Consider the following 17,047-nt stretch of genomic DNA (forward strand, 5'->3'; position numbering starts at 1 on the left):
TATTAGTGGGCTAAGAATATAAATAAATGGAATAAACATGAAACTAATGAATTCGTAAGTTTTAAAGATATTGTAAAGTTAATTGGAAATTTCCCCAAATAATCCTACTTAATAAACAGATGAACTTAAAGCACTTGATTGCTGAATAAAAGCAACAAGTGCTTTTTATTTCGGAATTACAATATTTGGTACGGTGAATTGTATATTCAAAAATACCAAAACAAAAGCTTCAAATAATGAAGTGCTTCCACAATTCTCTTTCATGATATGAAGAAGTTTTCAACGACTGGATTATCGTAGCAGTTTACTCTACGAGACATGCCAATCAATCGATTACAAGTATAGAAGCAATAGAAGTACTTACACCAATGCCCGGAGTAGGTGCAATTGTAACGGTATTAGGTGCAATGAGAAAAAAACTGGAAGAAAAACTAGAGCGTCTATATGAATTCAATCATTCATCCAGCAACAACTACAGCACCGCCCTCCAATTAGCCGTTAGCATCACAGCCGGACTCGCTGAAGTGCAAAGCGGGAAAGGATTTAGTCCTGTGAGTGGGACGTTTCATAGTGAAAAGTTAAATATGGAATGGGCAAAGCAAATTCAAATAATTTATAGAAGAGAAAATACGGAAATCTGATAATGGTATTGGAAAAAGTGTAGATTTAGAGCACAATGTGTATAACGACATTGAAGGAATAAGCAGCGAAAATCAATCTATCAATAATAGATTTACAAAAGAAGAGATACAAGCGACACAAAAATACCTTGAAGGAATTAAAAATGTTACAATAAAAGGGAATATAGGTGAGGATTTCCAAGTTGAAACCGATGATTATGAAATGGAGCATAACATTTTTGGCCAGCCAGTCGGTGGTAGAAGACCAGAACTCGATCCTTTTTTAATCGGTTTGGCGAAGTTTGGATTCGATTTTCTCTTTGGTGACCTTTTCACACTCTTTGACCCAGAAGCTACCTATGGTGAAAAACTCCTAGCAGTTGGGATGATGACTCCATATGGGAAAGGTGTAAAAATAGTTGATAAACTTCATGATTTAAAAAAGGTTGGAGATGTGAAGAAAGCAACGTCTGGGAGTACGGGGGGGATTAAAAATAGACCAACTTGGAGACAATCTGAAATTGATGTAGAGAAGGATTTCCCAGAGTATAATGCTCAAAAGTCTTTTAAAGATGGTAAAGAAGTACCTTATGGAGAAAAAGGTAGTTCTAGACCGGATTTGTATCAAGTTGGTCATAGTATCGAGGTGAAAAATTATAAGATTACTACCTCAAGTGGGCGGAGCAGATTGGCTAATAATGTGTCAAAACAGGTGGAAAAAAGATTAAGTGATTTGCCTAATGGTACCAAACAATCTGTTATAATTGATATTAGGGGACAAAACGTATCAGATGAAATACTGGATGAATTGTATGAAAAGATTATGAATAAAACAAATGGTAAAGTAGATATAAGATTTAAAACAAATTGATTGAGGTGGAATGAATGGCTGTGGGATTTAAGGTGAAATATTACTGGTATCAAGTTGGGCATGGCGATTTCTTGCACTCTTTTTTCTCTACAATAAGCTATCATTTAGAGAAAAATGGATGGGGCAGTGAATATCCTTTTTTATTAAATGAACTTTATAAAGGGAAACTTGAGAATAAGAATATTGATCGTGCAATAATTGAATTAAATGCAATTAAAAAAAAATTACAGAATTATAGTCCATCACAAGTTATATGGGACATTGAAGATTTATCTAAAAGACCACCTTGGGGTAATAATATTAGTAGGGATATCACAAACTTATCAAATTACTTTATAACAAGTGAAGGAGAAGACTTAATAGAATTGTTAATGAAGGCATTGGAAAATGGGATGAAAACTAATTCGGATGTTTTCATAGAAACCATATAAATAATAATATTTTCATTTGATGAGAGGAACGATAATAAGTTAAGATTAAATAAATTAGTGTATGTTCTAGTTAATTAAAAAAAGAATATGATATTCTAAAAATAATAATTGGTTATGAACCTGCAACTAATGAGGATACTTTGCTATTAGAAATTAATGATAAAGTAAATGATTATGACAAAAAATAGATGGAATATTTTCTTGATTTATGAACCTTAAGGTAATTACCTTAAGGTTTTTTATTGCTCTCAAATAAATATTTTCTTTAATCGAAATCTTTAGGTATGTTATTGTTTTTGTATAAATTAGATAGTGAATGTTAAACTGTACTGCAAGATAATAAACTTGATAGTAGCGGAAAGGTTAAAACATTTAAGATAGATGCAAAGGGTAACATCGTTGGAGAATGGCCATAATTTAGAAGCTAGGAGAAATTGAATGGTATGAGAGATTATTTATGTATAGAAGAAAAATGTAGAGAAGGAATAGAATATAATAAAGAGTTTATTGAGGAAAATAGAGAGGAGATTAAAAGTTTTGAAGAAGATGAAAGGAATGGTATTCAAAGAAAGGCTAAAGATAATAAAAGTCTTATAGAAGGAAGGTATCTATTAAATTTTAATTATGAGTTAGAGGATATTAACGCAAAATATTCCCTAGGAGAAGCTATCCATACAATAGAAGGAGATTTTGACAACGCTCTTATTGATTTGGGGCATATAGGGGAAAGAGAAGTTGGATATTTAAATCTAATTTGGATGATATCTCTAGGAATTTTATTAGAGACGGAGAAAAAGAATCTTGTAAGTTTAGCTAAGCTAGTTGAGAAGGAAAATGTGAATGATGCAGTAATCGATTTCCTCTTATGCGCTAGTGATATCGGATACACAAAAGTGACGAATAGATATTATAAAGAAAATCCATATGCAAAAACAAGAGAGATTATAGAACTTGCACAAACAGATAAAAAAGAAGCATCTAAAAGATTACAAACGTACATGGAGAAAGAATGGTTTAAAGGCCATTATGATTATGAATGGAAAAATGCGCATAAAGAACCTGGATATGTAGGGTATTGGAGCTTTGAGACAGCTGCAATAGTAAAGATACTCGGACTTGATGATACAAGTTTAAAAGATAATAATCATTATCCATATGATTTGGCACATTATAAAAATGAAATGAAATTCAAGCATATAGACCTAAGTGAATATCACTATGAAGATGAGACAGAAGAAATCGAGGATATAGTAGAAGGAATTGAACATAATCCTGCATTGGAAAATATTATTCCGCCAAAATGGCATTCATTGGTCAATGAATTGATTCATGACTATGAGAATATGGATGATAGTAGTTTTTATGAAAAATACAAAAAAACGATAGGAATAGGTCAAGTGTGGTTCTTACCACAAGAGTATGAAGAAGAAAATGAGCAAAAAAATCTATTAGGAAGTTTAATTGTGTTTGCCCTGACGGTAAGAGATTATATATTACAACTGGACTATAAAGAAGATTTAGAAGACTACATTGATAATCTTAAAAATTTCTGGAATGGATCAGAAACAAAGTTAATTCAATTTATTTTAGAGAATGATCAAAATTATTATGCATGGGTACCAAAAGAAGCAAACATCCCAAATATGTATGAAGTGAAGATTGAGAGTGTCGATGTAGAGGAAGTTCTATAATAAGCAAATTAAAACATTGTGTATCATGAGTAATGTTGAAAAACTAATTTATACGGAATTTAATGAATTAAGAGGTTAAAAATAGTGGTAGTTTGGAGAATCCAACTGCCACTATTTTTGTGTTTACGAATGGTTCTGTAAATTAAGTAGAGTATTTCAGAGTGTATATATTATGTAGGAGAAGTAAATAAGTTAAAGGCGCTAAATAAAATCGGTCATATCGCAAAGACATCAAGTGGAGTAAGTACATTTGCTAACGCAGTAAAACTAGCAAAAGAATTGAAGCCTACGCTTGAAATGTTACAATCATTTAAGAGAGAGGCTTCCTATGCATTCTCTAGTGTTGGTGGAACTATCATAACCAAAATACCTCAAGGTGAATTGATAGAAGCTTATTATAAGTTTGCGAAGTCTAAAGATGGTAAGACTTCAGAACCATACGATATAGTACCGTATAGGCCAAGCAATTCACCATTAGAAAATCATCATGGAGTTATGGATGTATGGGCTAAACATAATGTCCCTGATTATGTTAGTAGAGGGGCGAATACTCCAACTATAGCTTTAACTAAAGAGCAACACAATGCTACTAAAGCTGTTTATAGACAATGGCTCTTTGAAAAAACAGGGAAAAAGGTTGGAGGTAAAGTAGATTGGAAATCTGTTTCACCAAAAGAAATACATGAATTGACGGAAAAAATGTTTGATGCTGCGAATGTACCACGTTTAGCTAGACAAGAGTATTATAGGGCCTTTAATCAATATAATTTTAGGGAGTAATTTAGATGGAAAATATTAATCAGTTGATTAAAAAAGTAAAATCATTACCTAATTGTCGAGTTCAGGAGCCTACAAAATTACCGATAGTTGATAAGAATAAGCATATGCTACCAGGTGATTTAAAAGAATTTTATAGTCTTTGTGGTGGTCTAACTTTATTTGAAAATGAGGAATATCCTATTCATATTGTTACCCCAGAGGAGTTTATTTTGGCTAATCCCGTAATTGTAGGAGAGTTATGTGAAGAAGATATTTCATCAAATTGGTATATTATATGCAATGATGGTAAGGGTGAATATTTAACAATAAATCTTAGTGAAGAGAGATTAGGTAGATGTTATGATAGTTTCTTTGATCGACATGGAATAGTTGGGGAGACGCAAATTATCGCAACTTCATTCACTGAATTACTTGAAAAACTTATTAATAACAATGGACAATATTGGTATTGGCTAAAGAGTGAATTTGAATCGCTTGGAGATGCTTATGATGATGAAGAGTGAAAAAGAGAGTCTTTAAGTGGAATAAGAAAGTGAAAGGGTGTTTGAAAGTCAGTACTCTATGATGGTTGAAACATCATAGAGTACTATGTACAATGATAGAAAAGAAAAAGAGGTACGAGCTTAGGCAAGATGATATTTTACTGGGGGATGAATATTAAACTAATGAACTCGTACAAATTCGTAAGTTTTAACGTAGTAGTTGGCACGACATAGAAAAGGTAGTTGGAATGGAGAAAATCCAATTGAAGGTCGAGAATATTATGTCGAGTTAGAAATAGGAAATACAGTAGTGTGGGGAGAAGAGTTTTAATATTAGAAATATTATTGGTGTTTATAGCGAAAGTCTATATAAGGCAAGTTGAGGAATGTAGATTGAGTGAGCAAATTCAATAGAAGTGGAGAACATTTATTTGAAAACAATAATCAAAAATATAGGTAATAAAAATATAAAAGCTAAAGTAGAAGAACCTTTAATTTTTCATGCAGAAACACTATTTAATTTATTATCTAAAGTAGAAGATAAATTAATAGATGGATTTTCAATACAAATTGGATGGTCTGTTTATAGTTTATATAAGTATGAAGAGTATTATCAAATTATTACCCGGGATTATACTAAAAATCCTTTTAAAGATAAGACGGAAGACTTAACGATTGCATTATGGGTACAACTTGAGCAATCACATTGCTTACGCCGATTAAATATGGAGGGGGAATTAATAAAATTTAATGATAAGATTGTGATAGCGAAAGACGTGTTGCAACAAGAAGAGTTTTATTTACAAAGATCTAGTGGTTGTGATGAAGATGATTCGGGTTGGTATATAGGTCCTATCAATGAAGAAGTATCAGGAGAATTAGAGACCATATACGCCTACGAATTATTAAAAATGAAACCTGCAATTATTCAAGTACTAGCTTTACCTTATAATTATTTAGTAGTTTTTGAGAAAGACGAAATTAAATCGATTTTAAATGAAAGTGATATTGATATTTGGAGTGAAATAGAAAGATAGTGAATGTATATAAGGTGTTAAATACCCAATATGAAAATTACGTGAGTTAAGCACCTCATTGTCAATATACGACAATAGGTGCTTTTTTGCGTGCAATGAAGAAAAAATAAAAGATTTATTTTCACTCTATTTCATCTTCGAATTACATGTTATAATTTGGAAAAAATATATTCTTAATTTTTAGATAATTAAAAGGTGGTAGATTACTATATGAGTACATTAAAGAAAATTACTAATAATATTTCGAAGGTTATTATAGGAAAAGACGAATCGATAGAACTAGCAGCCATTGCTCTAATAGCAAGGGGACATATTTTATTAGAAGATGTACCTGGGACAGGAAAAACAACATTAGCGAAAAGTTTGGCTAAAAGTGTGGACGCTAAATTTCAAAGAATACAATTTACAGCGGATACTTTGCCTGGAGATGTTATTGGTCTTGAATATTTTCATGTAAAGGAATCGGATTTTAAAACAAGGTTAGGACCGATTTTTGCAAATATCGTATTAGTGGATGAAATTAATCGAGCTGTACCGAGAACACAATCTTCGTTACTTGAGGTTATGGAAGAGCGTACTGTTACAATTGCGAAACAGACACATTCATTACCAGAACCTTTTTTAGTTATAGCAACGCAAAATCCACTCGAATCAGCGGGCACATTTCCGTTACCAGATGCTCAGTTAGACCGGTTTTTACTCACAATACGCCAAGGTTATCCTACGAGAGAAGCTGAAAAGGAAATGATGAATCGGTTTCAAATGAATGATCCATTAGAAACGTTACATTCTATTATTTCAAGTGAAGAAATTATTACGATGCAAAAGCGTGCAAGAGAAGTGTTAGTAGGGAATGATGTGCAAGATTATCTCCTTGAAATTATTGAAGCAACTCGTAACCATGAGTTAATTGAAATTGGTGTAAGCCCTCGGGGAACGTTGGCATTTATGAGAGCAATTCAAGCACGGGCAATATTAAATGAAAGAGATTACTGTACGCCAGATGATATTAAGACGCTCGCTGCATCAGTTTGTGCTCATCGTTTAACGTTAACGATTGAGGGAGAGATGAAAACGACGAAAGAACAAATTATGAAAGAAATTCTTCATACGATTAGTGTGCCAGTGGAGAATGTACGATGAATCAACAGCTTGTGTATACACCTTTAGCGGAGCCTTTTGTAATGGGGGTTATGTCAGTTGTAGCCGTTATTTTAAGTGTATTTTCAAGTAATCTACTGTTTTTATCTCTCGTATTTTTATATGTAATTTTAATAGGTGCTATGCATGTATATATACGTAAAGTATCTCGTGTTGAATGGGAATACAGTCAAGGGAATTCGAACGTTTTTATAGGTGAAACGAATATGTGCAAAATGAAAATTTCAAACAAGTCGATATTTCCTATTCTTAATATCGTATTTCGATTTAAATGTGAAAATAAGCTAACTTGGAATCATGATGAAATAAACAAAAATCATAGTACAGGTTCAAATTATTATATGAATTTTAATTTAAAAGGAAGGGAGTCAGTTTCATTTGATTTGCAAGCTGTAGCGTTAAAAAGAGGCATCGCGAAATGGGAAGAAGTTGAAATTGTTATTACTGATCTCTTTGGATTTATAACGAACCATATAACATATAAACAAGTTGATACGCCCTCTTATTTAGTCTTACCAGCTGTTCCGAAAATACAAGTTCCTGAATTACAAGAATGGTCACGAGGATTTCGAAAAGCGATGTCTTCACCCTTATATGATGAAACGAAAGTAATGGGAGTAAAGTCTTATGAAAATGAAGATTTTCGTTCCATCCACTGGAGTGCAACAGCGAAAACAGGGACGATAACTGCGAAAAAGTATGAGCGAACACAATGTGATAAATACGCGATTTATCTCAACTTGCAAAATAAAAGTGGTGTTTCTTTGCGAAATGATATAGAGGAACTAATTGAATTAACAGCAGGTATATGCAAACAACTTCTTATGCAAAACTGTTCGTTTGAAGTATGGATCAATAGTGTAAAAGATAACGGTTTGCTACATATAAAAAATGGGGATAATCGGAAACATTTGCAAAATGTATTAAAGGTACTTGCCTCGATATCAGACCAAGATACGCCTATATCTTCTTCTTACTTTTACACAGCAGGCTTTCGTCGAAAGGAACTGGATGCGGTTCCTTTAATTATTGGTACTTCACCAAAGAAATACAGTAGAACGAATAAATGGATTGTAATGAAAGAATAAGAAGGGGCTTATGTCATGGTGAATAAGAAGCGGCATATGAAAGTGAAGTTATGGAGTGTAAGAACTTTAATCATACTTTTCTTTGCGATTAGTGCGATAACGTTATCACAAGGTGTTGTGTATGTACAAGACATAGTAAAAGAGCGTTTTTTCAGTAAGACTAAGACAATATCGGAAAGAAATTATGATTTTACTAGTATAGGTGAAAATTTCGATGATTCCAAAATAGATGAAGATGAATATGAAGAAGTAGAAGATACAGGTATAAGAACGAAAACGGGTAAAAAATTTCAACCTTTCGAAAGAGAAAGTCTATGGAGTGACGTGCTTTCTGTTCTTTCAAATATATGGATTACTATAGCTTTTTATGTGATAATTGCAATATCAATTATATATGCCATCTACAAGTATATTAGGAAAAAATTGACGAAAACAGAAATAGTACAGGAGAAAGAATTGGTTACAAAGCACACTGCGGTAAGAAGCATAAAGAATGAAAAAGTCATTCGTCAGTTAGAACAGCCGTTACCGACAGATAAGATAAGAAAAACGTTAGTTGAATGGGAAAGAACATTACCATTTCATGAACAGAGAAGATCCTATGAAACGATGCAACAATGGTTAAAAAGAATTTGTAGAACAAGGGATATTATCTCGTTATATGAGTCTGTTCGTTATGGTGAAAAGACGTATACGGATTTAGATGTGGAAGAAATAATGAAGTGGGTAGAGGGAGATGGGAAGGTGGATACATAAATATTCACCTTTTCTTTTTTATATGGAAATTTGATTAACATGAATTATTTTCTTATATGAAACCGTATTTAAATAGATAAACAAAATTAACTTTATTTACTTATACTTCATTACATGTTAACCTATACTTAATTTTTATAAATTATAATTAATTTTTAATTTTTTAAGGGTGTGAAAATGTAATGAAATCGGTATTAAAAAGCATACTTATTTCCTTTGTTTTTTCAGCAGTAGGTATGTGTTGGTTACTGTACGTATTATTCAAAGGGGACGGAGACTGGTTATTGTCTTGGATAGGTGTATTAATGGCATATTTATCTTTATATACTTTAATAGATTTATATTGTAAAAATACATACGATAAAAAAATAAATAAATGGCTTATAAAAACAGCGGTGACTAGTTTTAGTTTTTCTGTATTAGGAATCTCATTTTGTATCATACATGAGCTATTAACACCATGGAGTCTTAGTTTAATGGTGTGGTATTGGTTGCTAATGTTAGTATTATTTTTAACAACTATAATATCATTAATCAGTTTAGTATTTGTTAATCGTAAAAATCACAATTTCACCGTTGGATATAGAATGCTCATACTTCTAAATGTATTTCTTACACTAGGACCAGTATTATGGCCGCTATTACTTTCTATTATTGGAAATGGTATGAATGCTAGTGCGGGCTGTTAAAAAGGAATATAAATTAGTTGTGTAAAGAATAGGATGAAAAGTTGATATAGAATTTTAAATGTTTAAGAGAACATGTTTACATAAAAAATGAAAACATGTTCTCTTTTTATTTGCATGCATAACTCTTCCTCAGTTTACCGTATTTAAATTTAAACGTAAGTATTTCGTAAGGAATGGATAAGAAAAAAGAGAGATTTATCATATAGGATGAAAGTATAGCTTGAATCAATCCGATATTAATGGAGGAGAGAAAGCCTTATGAAAAAATGTAATTCAATTAAGTTAGCAAGTTTTGCAGTTTTATTAGCGGGTACTGCTCTATTCACACCTGGTTTTACTGTGACTGCAGAGTCAACTCAAAATATTTCTAGTTCGTCACAAGTACATGATCAAAAGAATCGTAATGGCTGGAAACAAGTAATGCAGGAAACAGTACAGCTTGGTGCTGTAGGAATATTAGCTAAGGCGTCTAATAACGGAAAAACTAGTAGTTTTACTGCTGGCGTGGCGGACTTAAGTACAAAGAAACCGGTGAATTCGGATTATCGCTTTCGGATTGGCAGTGTGACGAAGTCGTTTACTGCCACGACTATTCTTCAATTAGTAGGAGAAAAGCGCTTACAACTTGACGATCCAATTGAAAAGTGGCTACCGGGTCTCGTGCAAGGAAATGGGTATGATGGTAATCAAATTACGATACGACAACTTTTGAATCATACAAGTGGTATCGCTGAATATTTAAAGTCAAAAGACGCGGACATAATGAATTCGAAAAAAACGTATACAGCAGAAGAAATAGTGAAAATAGGCCTTTCGCTGCCTCCAGATTTCTCGCCGGGTAAAGACTGGTTGTATTCAAACACAGGATACGTAATACTAGGAATGCTTATTGAAAAAATAACTGGAAATAGTTATGCGGAAGAAATCGAAAAGCGAATTATTGAACCTTTGGACCTATCAAATACGTTTTTACCAGGAAATTCACCCGTCATCGCAGGAAAGAATCATGCTCGTGGATATGTAAAAATGGAAGGAACAGGCGAGTTGAAAGATATTACTTATTATAATCCGAGTTTAGCTAATGCAGCTGGAGATATGATTTCTAATGCGGATGATTTAAATAAGTTCTTTTCATCTTTACTCGGTGGTAAGTTACTGAAGGAACGCGAGCTAAAAGAAATGCTTACTACAGTTCCTATAGAAGGAAAAGGGGTTGGTGACGCATACGGTCTTGGAATCTATGAGACTAAACTTCCAAACGGTGTTTCAGTTTGGGGGCATGGAGGAGGAATTCCTGGATTTACAACTTTTGCTGGGGGAGTAATTGGAGGCAAACATACATTGGCTATCAGTCTCAACTCTATAGGTGGGGTCGATATTGTTCCGCAGTTTAATAAAATGATGCAAATTGAATTTAATAAATAGATGAAAAGAAAGTGAATGGAATTTTGTTATAGTTATATTTAAAAGAGGTGCTTTTTTAAGTTCGCAACTATGGACAGTAGTTGCATTTATGATATGGCATCAATTGTATTTCAAAGTGAAAATCAATCTTAATGCTTACGATAAAAATAAAAAGGATGTCAGTTACATGACATTCTTTTTATTTTGGATAAAAAAGGTATGTAGTTCTGAAAATTGTTATTTTTAAAATTATTAAATATAATGAAGGATATAGGGGCGCCAATAGGGGAGTTATGAATGGAAAATACTTTAGTTAGTTAATTATTTCTCGTTTTAATCAAAATAATTATGAGTTGATTTGGAGTTGAATACAATGGGAGAAAATCATTATAAATGGAGTAATAAACAATTACGAGAGCATGTTGAAGTAATAGATGGTAAAAGAAGTCCGCACATTTTATGTAAGAACGCAACTTATTTAAATTCCTATATGCGCGAGTGGATGCAAGCAAATATTTGGATCTATGATGACCGGATTGTTTATGTAGGGGAAAAGCTGCCAGTGCAACTGCATGAATGTGAAGTCATTGATTGTGATGGAAAGTATGTAGTTCCAAGTTACATAGAACCTCATGCACATCCATATCAATTATATAACCCTGAAACTTTAGCGAATCATGCGATGCAGTTTGGGACAACAACTTTTATTAATGATAATTTAACTTTATTTTTCACATTAAAGCGTGAAGAAGCATTTCGTTTATTAGATGAATTTGAAAAGATTCCAGCAAGTATGTATTGGTGGTGTCGTTTTGATGGACAAACTGAATTGCAAAACGGGGAAACTTTATTTAATCGTGAAGAAATAATAGAATGGCTTAAGCATAAAGTAGTTCTTCAAGGCGGCGAACTAACAGCGTGGCCAAAACTATTACATGGCGATGATGAAATGTTAACTTGGATGCAGGAAACGAAGCGATTGCAGAAGAAAGTAGAAGGACATTTTCCAGGTGCATCTGAAACGACTTTAGCGAAGTTAAAACTGTTAGGTACAGATTGTGATCATGAAGCGATGACAGGGCAGGAAGCTTTCACTCGTCTTATGCAAGGTTACACTGTTTCCATAAGAAATTCTTCAATCCGCCCAGATTTAGAAGTTTTACTGAAAGAATTGTTGGAACTAGGCGTAAAGCAGTTTGATAGATTCTTTTTTACAACAGACGGCTCACATCCTTCGTTTTATGAGAATGGAATGACAAACGTTATGATTTCTACCGCGATAAAACAAGGAGTGCCAGTAATAGATGCATACGATATGGCAAGTTATAATATTGCTCGCTATTATAATATGGAACATGTACATGGTTCGATTGCGACAGGTAGAATTGCTAATATCAATATTTTAGAAAGTAAAGAAAACCCAGTACCAATTAGTGTCCTTGCAAAGGGGAAATGGGTGAAGCGTGACGGTGTAAATACACATGAGGCATTACATATAGACTGGAGTAAACATAAAGTAACTCCATTATCATTAGATTGGTCAATAGAAAAAGAGGATATGATTTTCTCTAATAAAACGGGGATACACTTATTAAATAACGTTATTACAAAACCATACACTAGTGAAATCAATATAGAATGTGATGAATTGTCCACAGATCATGATGAATGTTTCCTTATCATGATTGCTCGTGATGGCAGTTGGCAAGTGAATATAGCTGTCAAAGGTTTTGCAAAAGAACTAGGTGGGCTTGCTAGCTCTTATTCTGGTACAGGTGACATCATTCTTATCGGAAAAAGAAAAGAAGATATGCTTACAGCTTTTCGTAGAGTAAAAGAGCTCGGTGGTGGAATGGTCATAGTAGAAAACAATGAAGTGTTACACGAAATAGCATTACCATTGCTCGGGATTATGTCTAATTTAAAAATGAGGGAATTAATACAGGAAGAGAAACAGATGGTGAAATTACTACAAGAGCGTGGCTACGCGTATGATGATCCAGCATTTACAATTTTATTCTTTTCTGCGACGCACTTGCCTTTTATACGAGTAACACCTATAGGATTATATGATGTGAAAAGTAGTAAGGTAGTTGCCCCGCCCGTGAATTTGATAAAGCAATATTAAAAGGAAAGATCCTATAAAAATTTTATTTTATAGGATCTTTCTTATTATTAGCATAAGAATATTGTAAGCCTCAAATGATATAGTATCTAAATCATTTGAGGTGATATGTAAATATGAAAAAAATATTTTACATTTTAAGCGTATTTATTCTGTGTGTATCGATACAACACGTTGTACATTCCCAATCAGATGCACCAGAGTTATCTTCGGATTGTCTCGAAGAAAGAAAAGTTAGAGATGAAAAGTATGTGAAGAATATAATACAGGACATTAAATCCACATTTAATTTAAATATTGATGAACATAGTTTTTGGGAAGTAAGTAAAAGAGATCTGGAGGCTGCTCATTTGATGTATGGTGGAAAGGAAAATGATTCTTATTATACTTCGCTAACTAAAATTTATGATAGTGGTGGATTTAGCGAACAGCCCAGCTTATTTGTGAGGGCGCAAGAAGCATTTTTACTTTATAAAGAAAAAGATAATATTAATGTAATGAAACGCCTTAAACTAGACGTTGAAAAAGGGGAATGGCTCGTTATAAAAACGAAAAAGAAGAAAGGGAAAAAAGTGAAATTCAAACCGTTGCAATGTGAAAAAGATTATCTAAAAAAGAGAAATGAATAACAAAATACTTATTAATACTATTTTTATTCAACGATATTTTGCTGTTGATTTGAAATAGAAAAAGGTAAACGAACATATTAGCTTTATGGAATATGTTTGTTTACCTTTTTTTGAGAGATTTAAAAATTGGGGATATTGTTAGTTGGAAATTTTTCACTGGCTAATGAACTTATAACATTCAATGAATTTGTTCTTCATAAACATTAGATTTTGTGTCAAATGATTTATACATTGCCGAAACACCTATGTATATTTTATTCTACAGTATTTATAAAAGAATGTTGGCTATTCGTAAGAAATATGATTGGCACGGTTTTTGCTTGTATTACATGTAAGGAAGGGAGATTGTATGTAAGGAATCTGTACTCGTAATAGTATAAAACAAGCTACTATTGCATTATTAATCATAGTTGTATTTATAGCGGAACTGTAAATACATACAAATAAGTGGTTTTTTTGATTTTAAAATTCTGAATTTTCATTTAAATTATCAGGGGGCAATGGTATGGTTAAATATTCGAAAATTTCTAAGTGGATTCTTGGTGTTGGATTAGTGACAATAACATGTAATGGTTTGCAAATTCAAGCAGAGACAAAAGAGAAAAACGTGAAGAACGTATTACAAATGGAGCCGGTAGGAATACAGAAATCTGTTGATGAATTGGCGCACCCTTCAAAAGTACAAGAAAATGAATCTTTTACAAAACGGTTAAAATTAGCGGATTTATCGCAGCGTCCACTAGCACCAACCGATAATATTAAGCCGTTAGCTGAAGAAAAAAAGTATTCGATGGCTGAGTTAAATCAATTAAATAATAAACAATTAACTGATCTTCTTGTGACAATTAAATGGTATCAAATTCCGGAATTATTTCAGTTTAATAGTGATAGTCTTAAATTCTATCAAGATGATAGCCGAATGCAAGCGATTATTAATAAACTAGCAGAACAAGGACAAGCTTATACGCAAGATGATTCAAAAGGGATTGAAACATTAGTAGAAGCTCTACGTGCAGCGTTTTATTTAGGTTTTTACCATGATGAATTAAGCAAACTAAATGAGCGTAGCTACCATGATAAATGTTTACCAGCTTTAAAAACAATTGCAAAAAATCCAAATTTCAAACTTGGTACATCAGAACAAAATAAAGTAATTGCATCATATGGAAAATTAATTGGAAATGCATCAGCAGATGTTGAAACGGTTTTATATGCAGGTGAAATTTTTAAACAATATAACGATAATCTTGCAACTTTCATTGAAGACCGAACAAAAGGAGACGCTATATATGAGTTGATGAAGGGAATTGACTTTGATATTCAGACGGATATGTACACGACTGGAAAAGAGCCAAAAGATACGATGTGGTTTCGAAATATTGATAACTTTATTAATGAAATAAATCGTTTTGCACTACTTGGTACAGTAACAAATAAAAACGGATGGTTAATTAATAATGGAATTTACTATGCTGGCCGATTGGGCAAGCTTCATAGCACGCCCACAAAAGGACAACAAGTTGTTACAGATGCAATGCGAATTTATCCATATTTAGGAGAGCAATACTTTGTTGCGGCAGAACAAATTACTACAAATTATGGAGGAATAGATGCGAGTGGAAAAACTGTAAATTTAGATCAAATTCGAGAAGAGGGTAAAAAGAAATATTTACCGAAAACGTATACGTTTGATGATGGTGCAATTGTCTTTAAAGCTGGGGATAAAGTTAGCGAAGAGAAAATTAAACGTCTATACTGGGCGGCAAAAGAGGTGCGTTCTCAATTTTATCGTACAGTTGGTAGCGATAAACCACTTGAAAGTGGACATGATGATGATGTGTTAACGATGGTTATTTATAATAGCCCAGATGAGTATCAATTTAATCGTCAACTGTACGGATATGAAACGAATAATGGTGGGATTTATATTGAAGGGACAGGGACTTTCTTTACATATGAACGTACACCAGAGCAAAGTATTTATAGTCTGGAAGAATTGTTCCGCCATGAATTTACGCACTACTTACAGGGAAGGTACGAAGTTCAGGGATTATGGGGCCAAGGGGAAATGTATCAAAATGAACGTTTAACATGGTTTGAAGAAGGGAATGCAGAGTTCTTTGCAGGTGCAACGCGATTAGATAGTGTAGTACCACGAAAAAGTATAATTGGTGGGTTATCTAATGATCCTGCAAAACGTTATACAGCATCACAAACATTAAATGCGAAATATGGAACGTGGGATTTTTATAATTATTCGTTTGCACTGCAATCATATATGTATAATAAGCGCCCAGAAATGTTCGATAAAGTACATGATTTAATTCGCGCAAATGATGTTTCAAGTTACGATGAATACCGTGCTACATTAAGCAAAGATAATAAGTTAAATGAAGAATATCAATCTTATATGCAAATGCTTATTGATAATCGTGATAAGTATACAATTCCACAAGTATCAGATGAGTATTTAACTCAGCATGATCCAAAATTGCTTTCGGACGTTACTTCAGATATTACGAATGAAGCGAAATTAAAAGATGTGAAAGTAACAAAGAATAAATCACAATTCTTTAATACATTTACACTACAGGGGACATATACAGGAAGTGCGGCTAAAGGAGAAGTTGAGGACTGGAAAGTGATGAATGAAGCAACGAATGATATGTTGAAACGTCTTTCAGGAAAAGAGTGGACTGGATATAAAACATTGACTGCTTATTTTGTAAATTACCGTGTAAATAATGCTGGGCAATTTGAATATGATGTTGTGTTTAGCGGAGTGAATACGGAAGAAGGTACGGCTGTAGAAAAAGAACCAAATAATTCATTTGAAACAGCAAACCCACTATCTTTGAATATTTTGTTAAGAGGAACCTTGAGCGATCAAGATCAGGGGGATAAATTTGTTATTGATGTAAAGGATCAAAAAGATTTACAAATTTCTGTTACGAACGAACAAAATCTTGGATTGAACTGGGTATTATATTCTGAATCAGATTTAAATAATTATGTAGCTTATGCAACAAAACGTGATGGAAACAAATTGCTTGGAAATTATAATGCAAAGCCAGGGAAATATTACTTAAGTGTATATAAGTATGGTGGTGGAACAGGGAATTATACGGTACAAGTAAAATAGTTTACTATAGTTTGTTTTGAAAGGCTACTTATTACATTTTTTAGCGAAATAAAGTATTTAATGTTAAACATTAAACTAATTCAACATATCCCTGTTCTAATTATAGAACAGGGATATGTTGGCTTTATATTTTTAATTTAA

Annotated in this window: 12 protein-coding genes and 2 pseudogenes; all 14 read left to right on the top strand. The window is 32.8% G+C overall.

The features are described from left to right. Window positions 1–314: 314 nt before the first annotated feature. A pseudogene (locus ACTFRY_RS09290) lies at window positions 315–1,491 on the top strand (hypothetical protein); the annotation flags it as partial. Window positions 1,492–1,505: 14 nt separating this feature from the next. After that, window positions 1,506–1,922 (top strand): immunity 70 family protein, encoded by a 417-nt coding sequence (locus tag ACTFRY_RS09295; RefSeq protein ID WP_098616686.1) that lies wholly within the window; start codon window positions 1,506–1,508, stop codon window positions 1,920–1,922. 443 nt (window positions 1,923–2,365) lie between these two features. Beyond that, the gene (locus tag ACTFRY_RS09300; RefSeq protein WP_098616685.1) at window positions 2,366–3,613 is read left to right on the top strand and encodes a PoNi-like cognate immunity protein; all 1,248 of its coding nucleotides are present in this window, start codon (window positions 2,366–2,368) and stop codon (window positions 3,611–3,613) included. Window positions 3,614–4,012: 399 nt separating this feature from the next. Then, window positions 4,013–4,393, top strand: a pseudogene (locus tag ACTFRY_RS09305) (sugar-binding protein); the annotation flags it as partial. 5 nt (window positions 4,394–4,398) lie between these two features. Further along, a complete protein-coding gene (locus ACTFRY_RS09310) occupies window positions 4,399–4,896 on the top strand; it encodes an SMI1/KNR4 family protein (protein WP_000427922.1) in 498 nt (165 codons plus the stop codon). A gap of 410 nt (window positions 4,897–5,306) precedes the next feature. Next, complete coding sequence (locus ACTFRY_RS09315; RefSeq protein ID WP_000848818.1) at window positions 5,307–5,912, top strand: immunity protein Imm33 domain-containing protein; 606 nt, start codon at window positions 5,307–5,309, stop codon at window positions 5,910–5,912. Window positions 5,913–6,122: 210 nt separating this feature from the next. Then, the gene (locus ACTFRY_RS09320; protein ID WP_000105669.1) at window positions 6,123–7,055 is read left to right on the top strand and encodes an AAA family ATPase; all 933 of its coding nucleotides are present in this window, start codon (window positions 6,123–6,125) and stop codon (window positions 7,053–7,055) included. Beyond that, the gene (locus ACTFRY_RS09325) at window positions 7,052–8,161 is read left to right on the top strand and encodes a DUF58 domain-containing protein (protein ID WP_001075943.1); all 1,110 of its coding nucleotides are present in this window, start codon (window positions 7,052–7,054) and stop codon (window positions 8,159–8,161) included. Before ACTFRY_RS09320 ends, ACTFRY_RS09325 begins: the two co-directional genes overlap by 4 nt. A 15-nt stretch (window positions 8,162–8,176) precedes the next feature. Continuing rightward, window positions 8,177–8,917 carry a signal peptidase II gene (locus ACTFRY_RS09330; protein ID WP_136986683.1) on the top strand — a complete coding sequence of 247 codons (741 nt, stop codon included), beginning with the start codon at window positions 8,177–8,179 and terminating at the stop codon, window positions 8,915–8,917. Between the two features lie 182 nt (window positions 8,918–9,099). Continuing rightward, on the top strand, window positions 9,100–9,606 hold the full coding sequence (locus ACTFRY_RS09335; protein ID WP_098616683.1) for a DUF3902 family protein: 507 nt from the start codon (window positions 9,100–9,102) through the stop codon (window positions 9,604–9,606). Window positions 9,607–9,864: 258 nt separating this feature from the next. Beyond that, window positions 9,865–11,031, top strand: coding sequence for a serine hydrolase domain-containing protein (locus ACTFRY_RS09340; RefSeq protein ID WP_098616682.1), 1,167 nt, complete (start codon window positions 9,865–9,867; stop codon window positions 11,029–11,031). Window positions 11,032–11,383: 352 nt separating this feature from the next. Then, window positions 11,384–13,138, top strand: coding sequence for an adenine deaminase C-terminal domain-containing protein (locus tag ACTFRY_RS09345; protein ID WP_440032339.1), 1,755 nt, complete (start codon window positions 11,384–11,386; stop codon window positions 13,136–13,138). A gap of 113 nt (window positions 13,139–13,251) precedes the next feature. Beyond that, window positions 13,252–13,764, top strand: a complete 513-nt coding sequence (locus ACTFRY_RS09350; protein WP_016118136.1) for a hypothetical protein — start codon at window positions 13,252–13,254, stop codon at window positions 13,762–13,764. Between the two features lie 505 nt (window positions 13,765–14,269). Further along, on the top strand, window positions 14,270–16,906 hold the full coding sequence (colA, locus tag ACTFRY_RS09355) for a collagenase ColA (protein WP_098616680.1): 2,637 nt from the start codon (window positions 14,270–14,272) through the stop codon (window positions 16,904–16,906). The last annotated feature ends 141 nt before the right edge of the window (window positions 16,907–17,047 follow it).

The organism is Bacillus cereus group sp. MYBK195-1 (assembly GCF_051916605.1).
Classification (GTDB): Bacteria; Bacillota; Bacilli; order Bacillales; family Bacillaceae_G; genus Bacillus_A; species Bacillus_A cereus.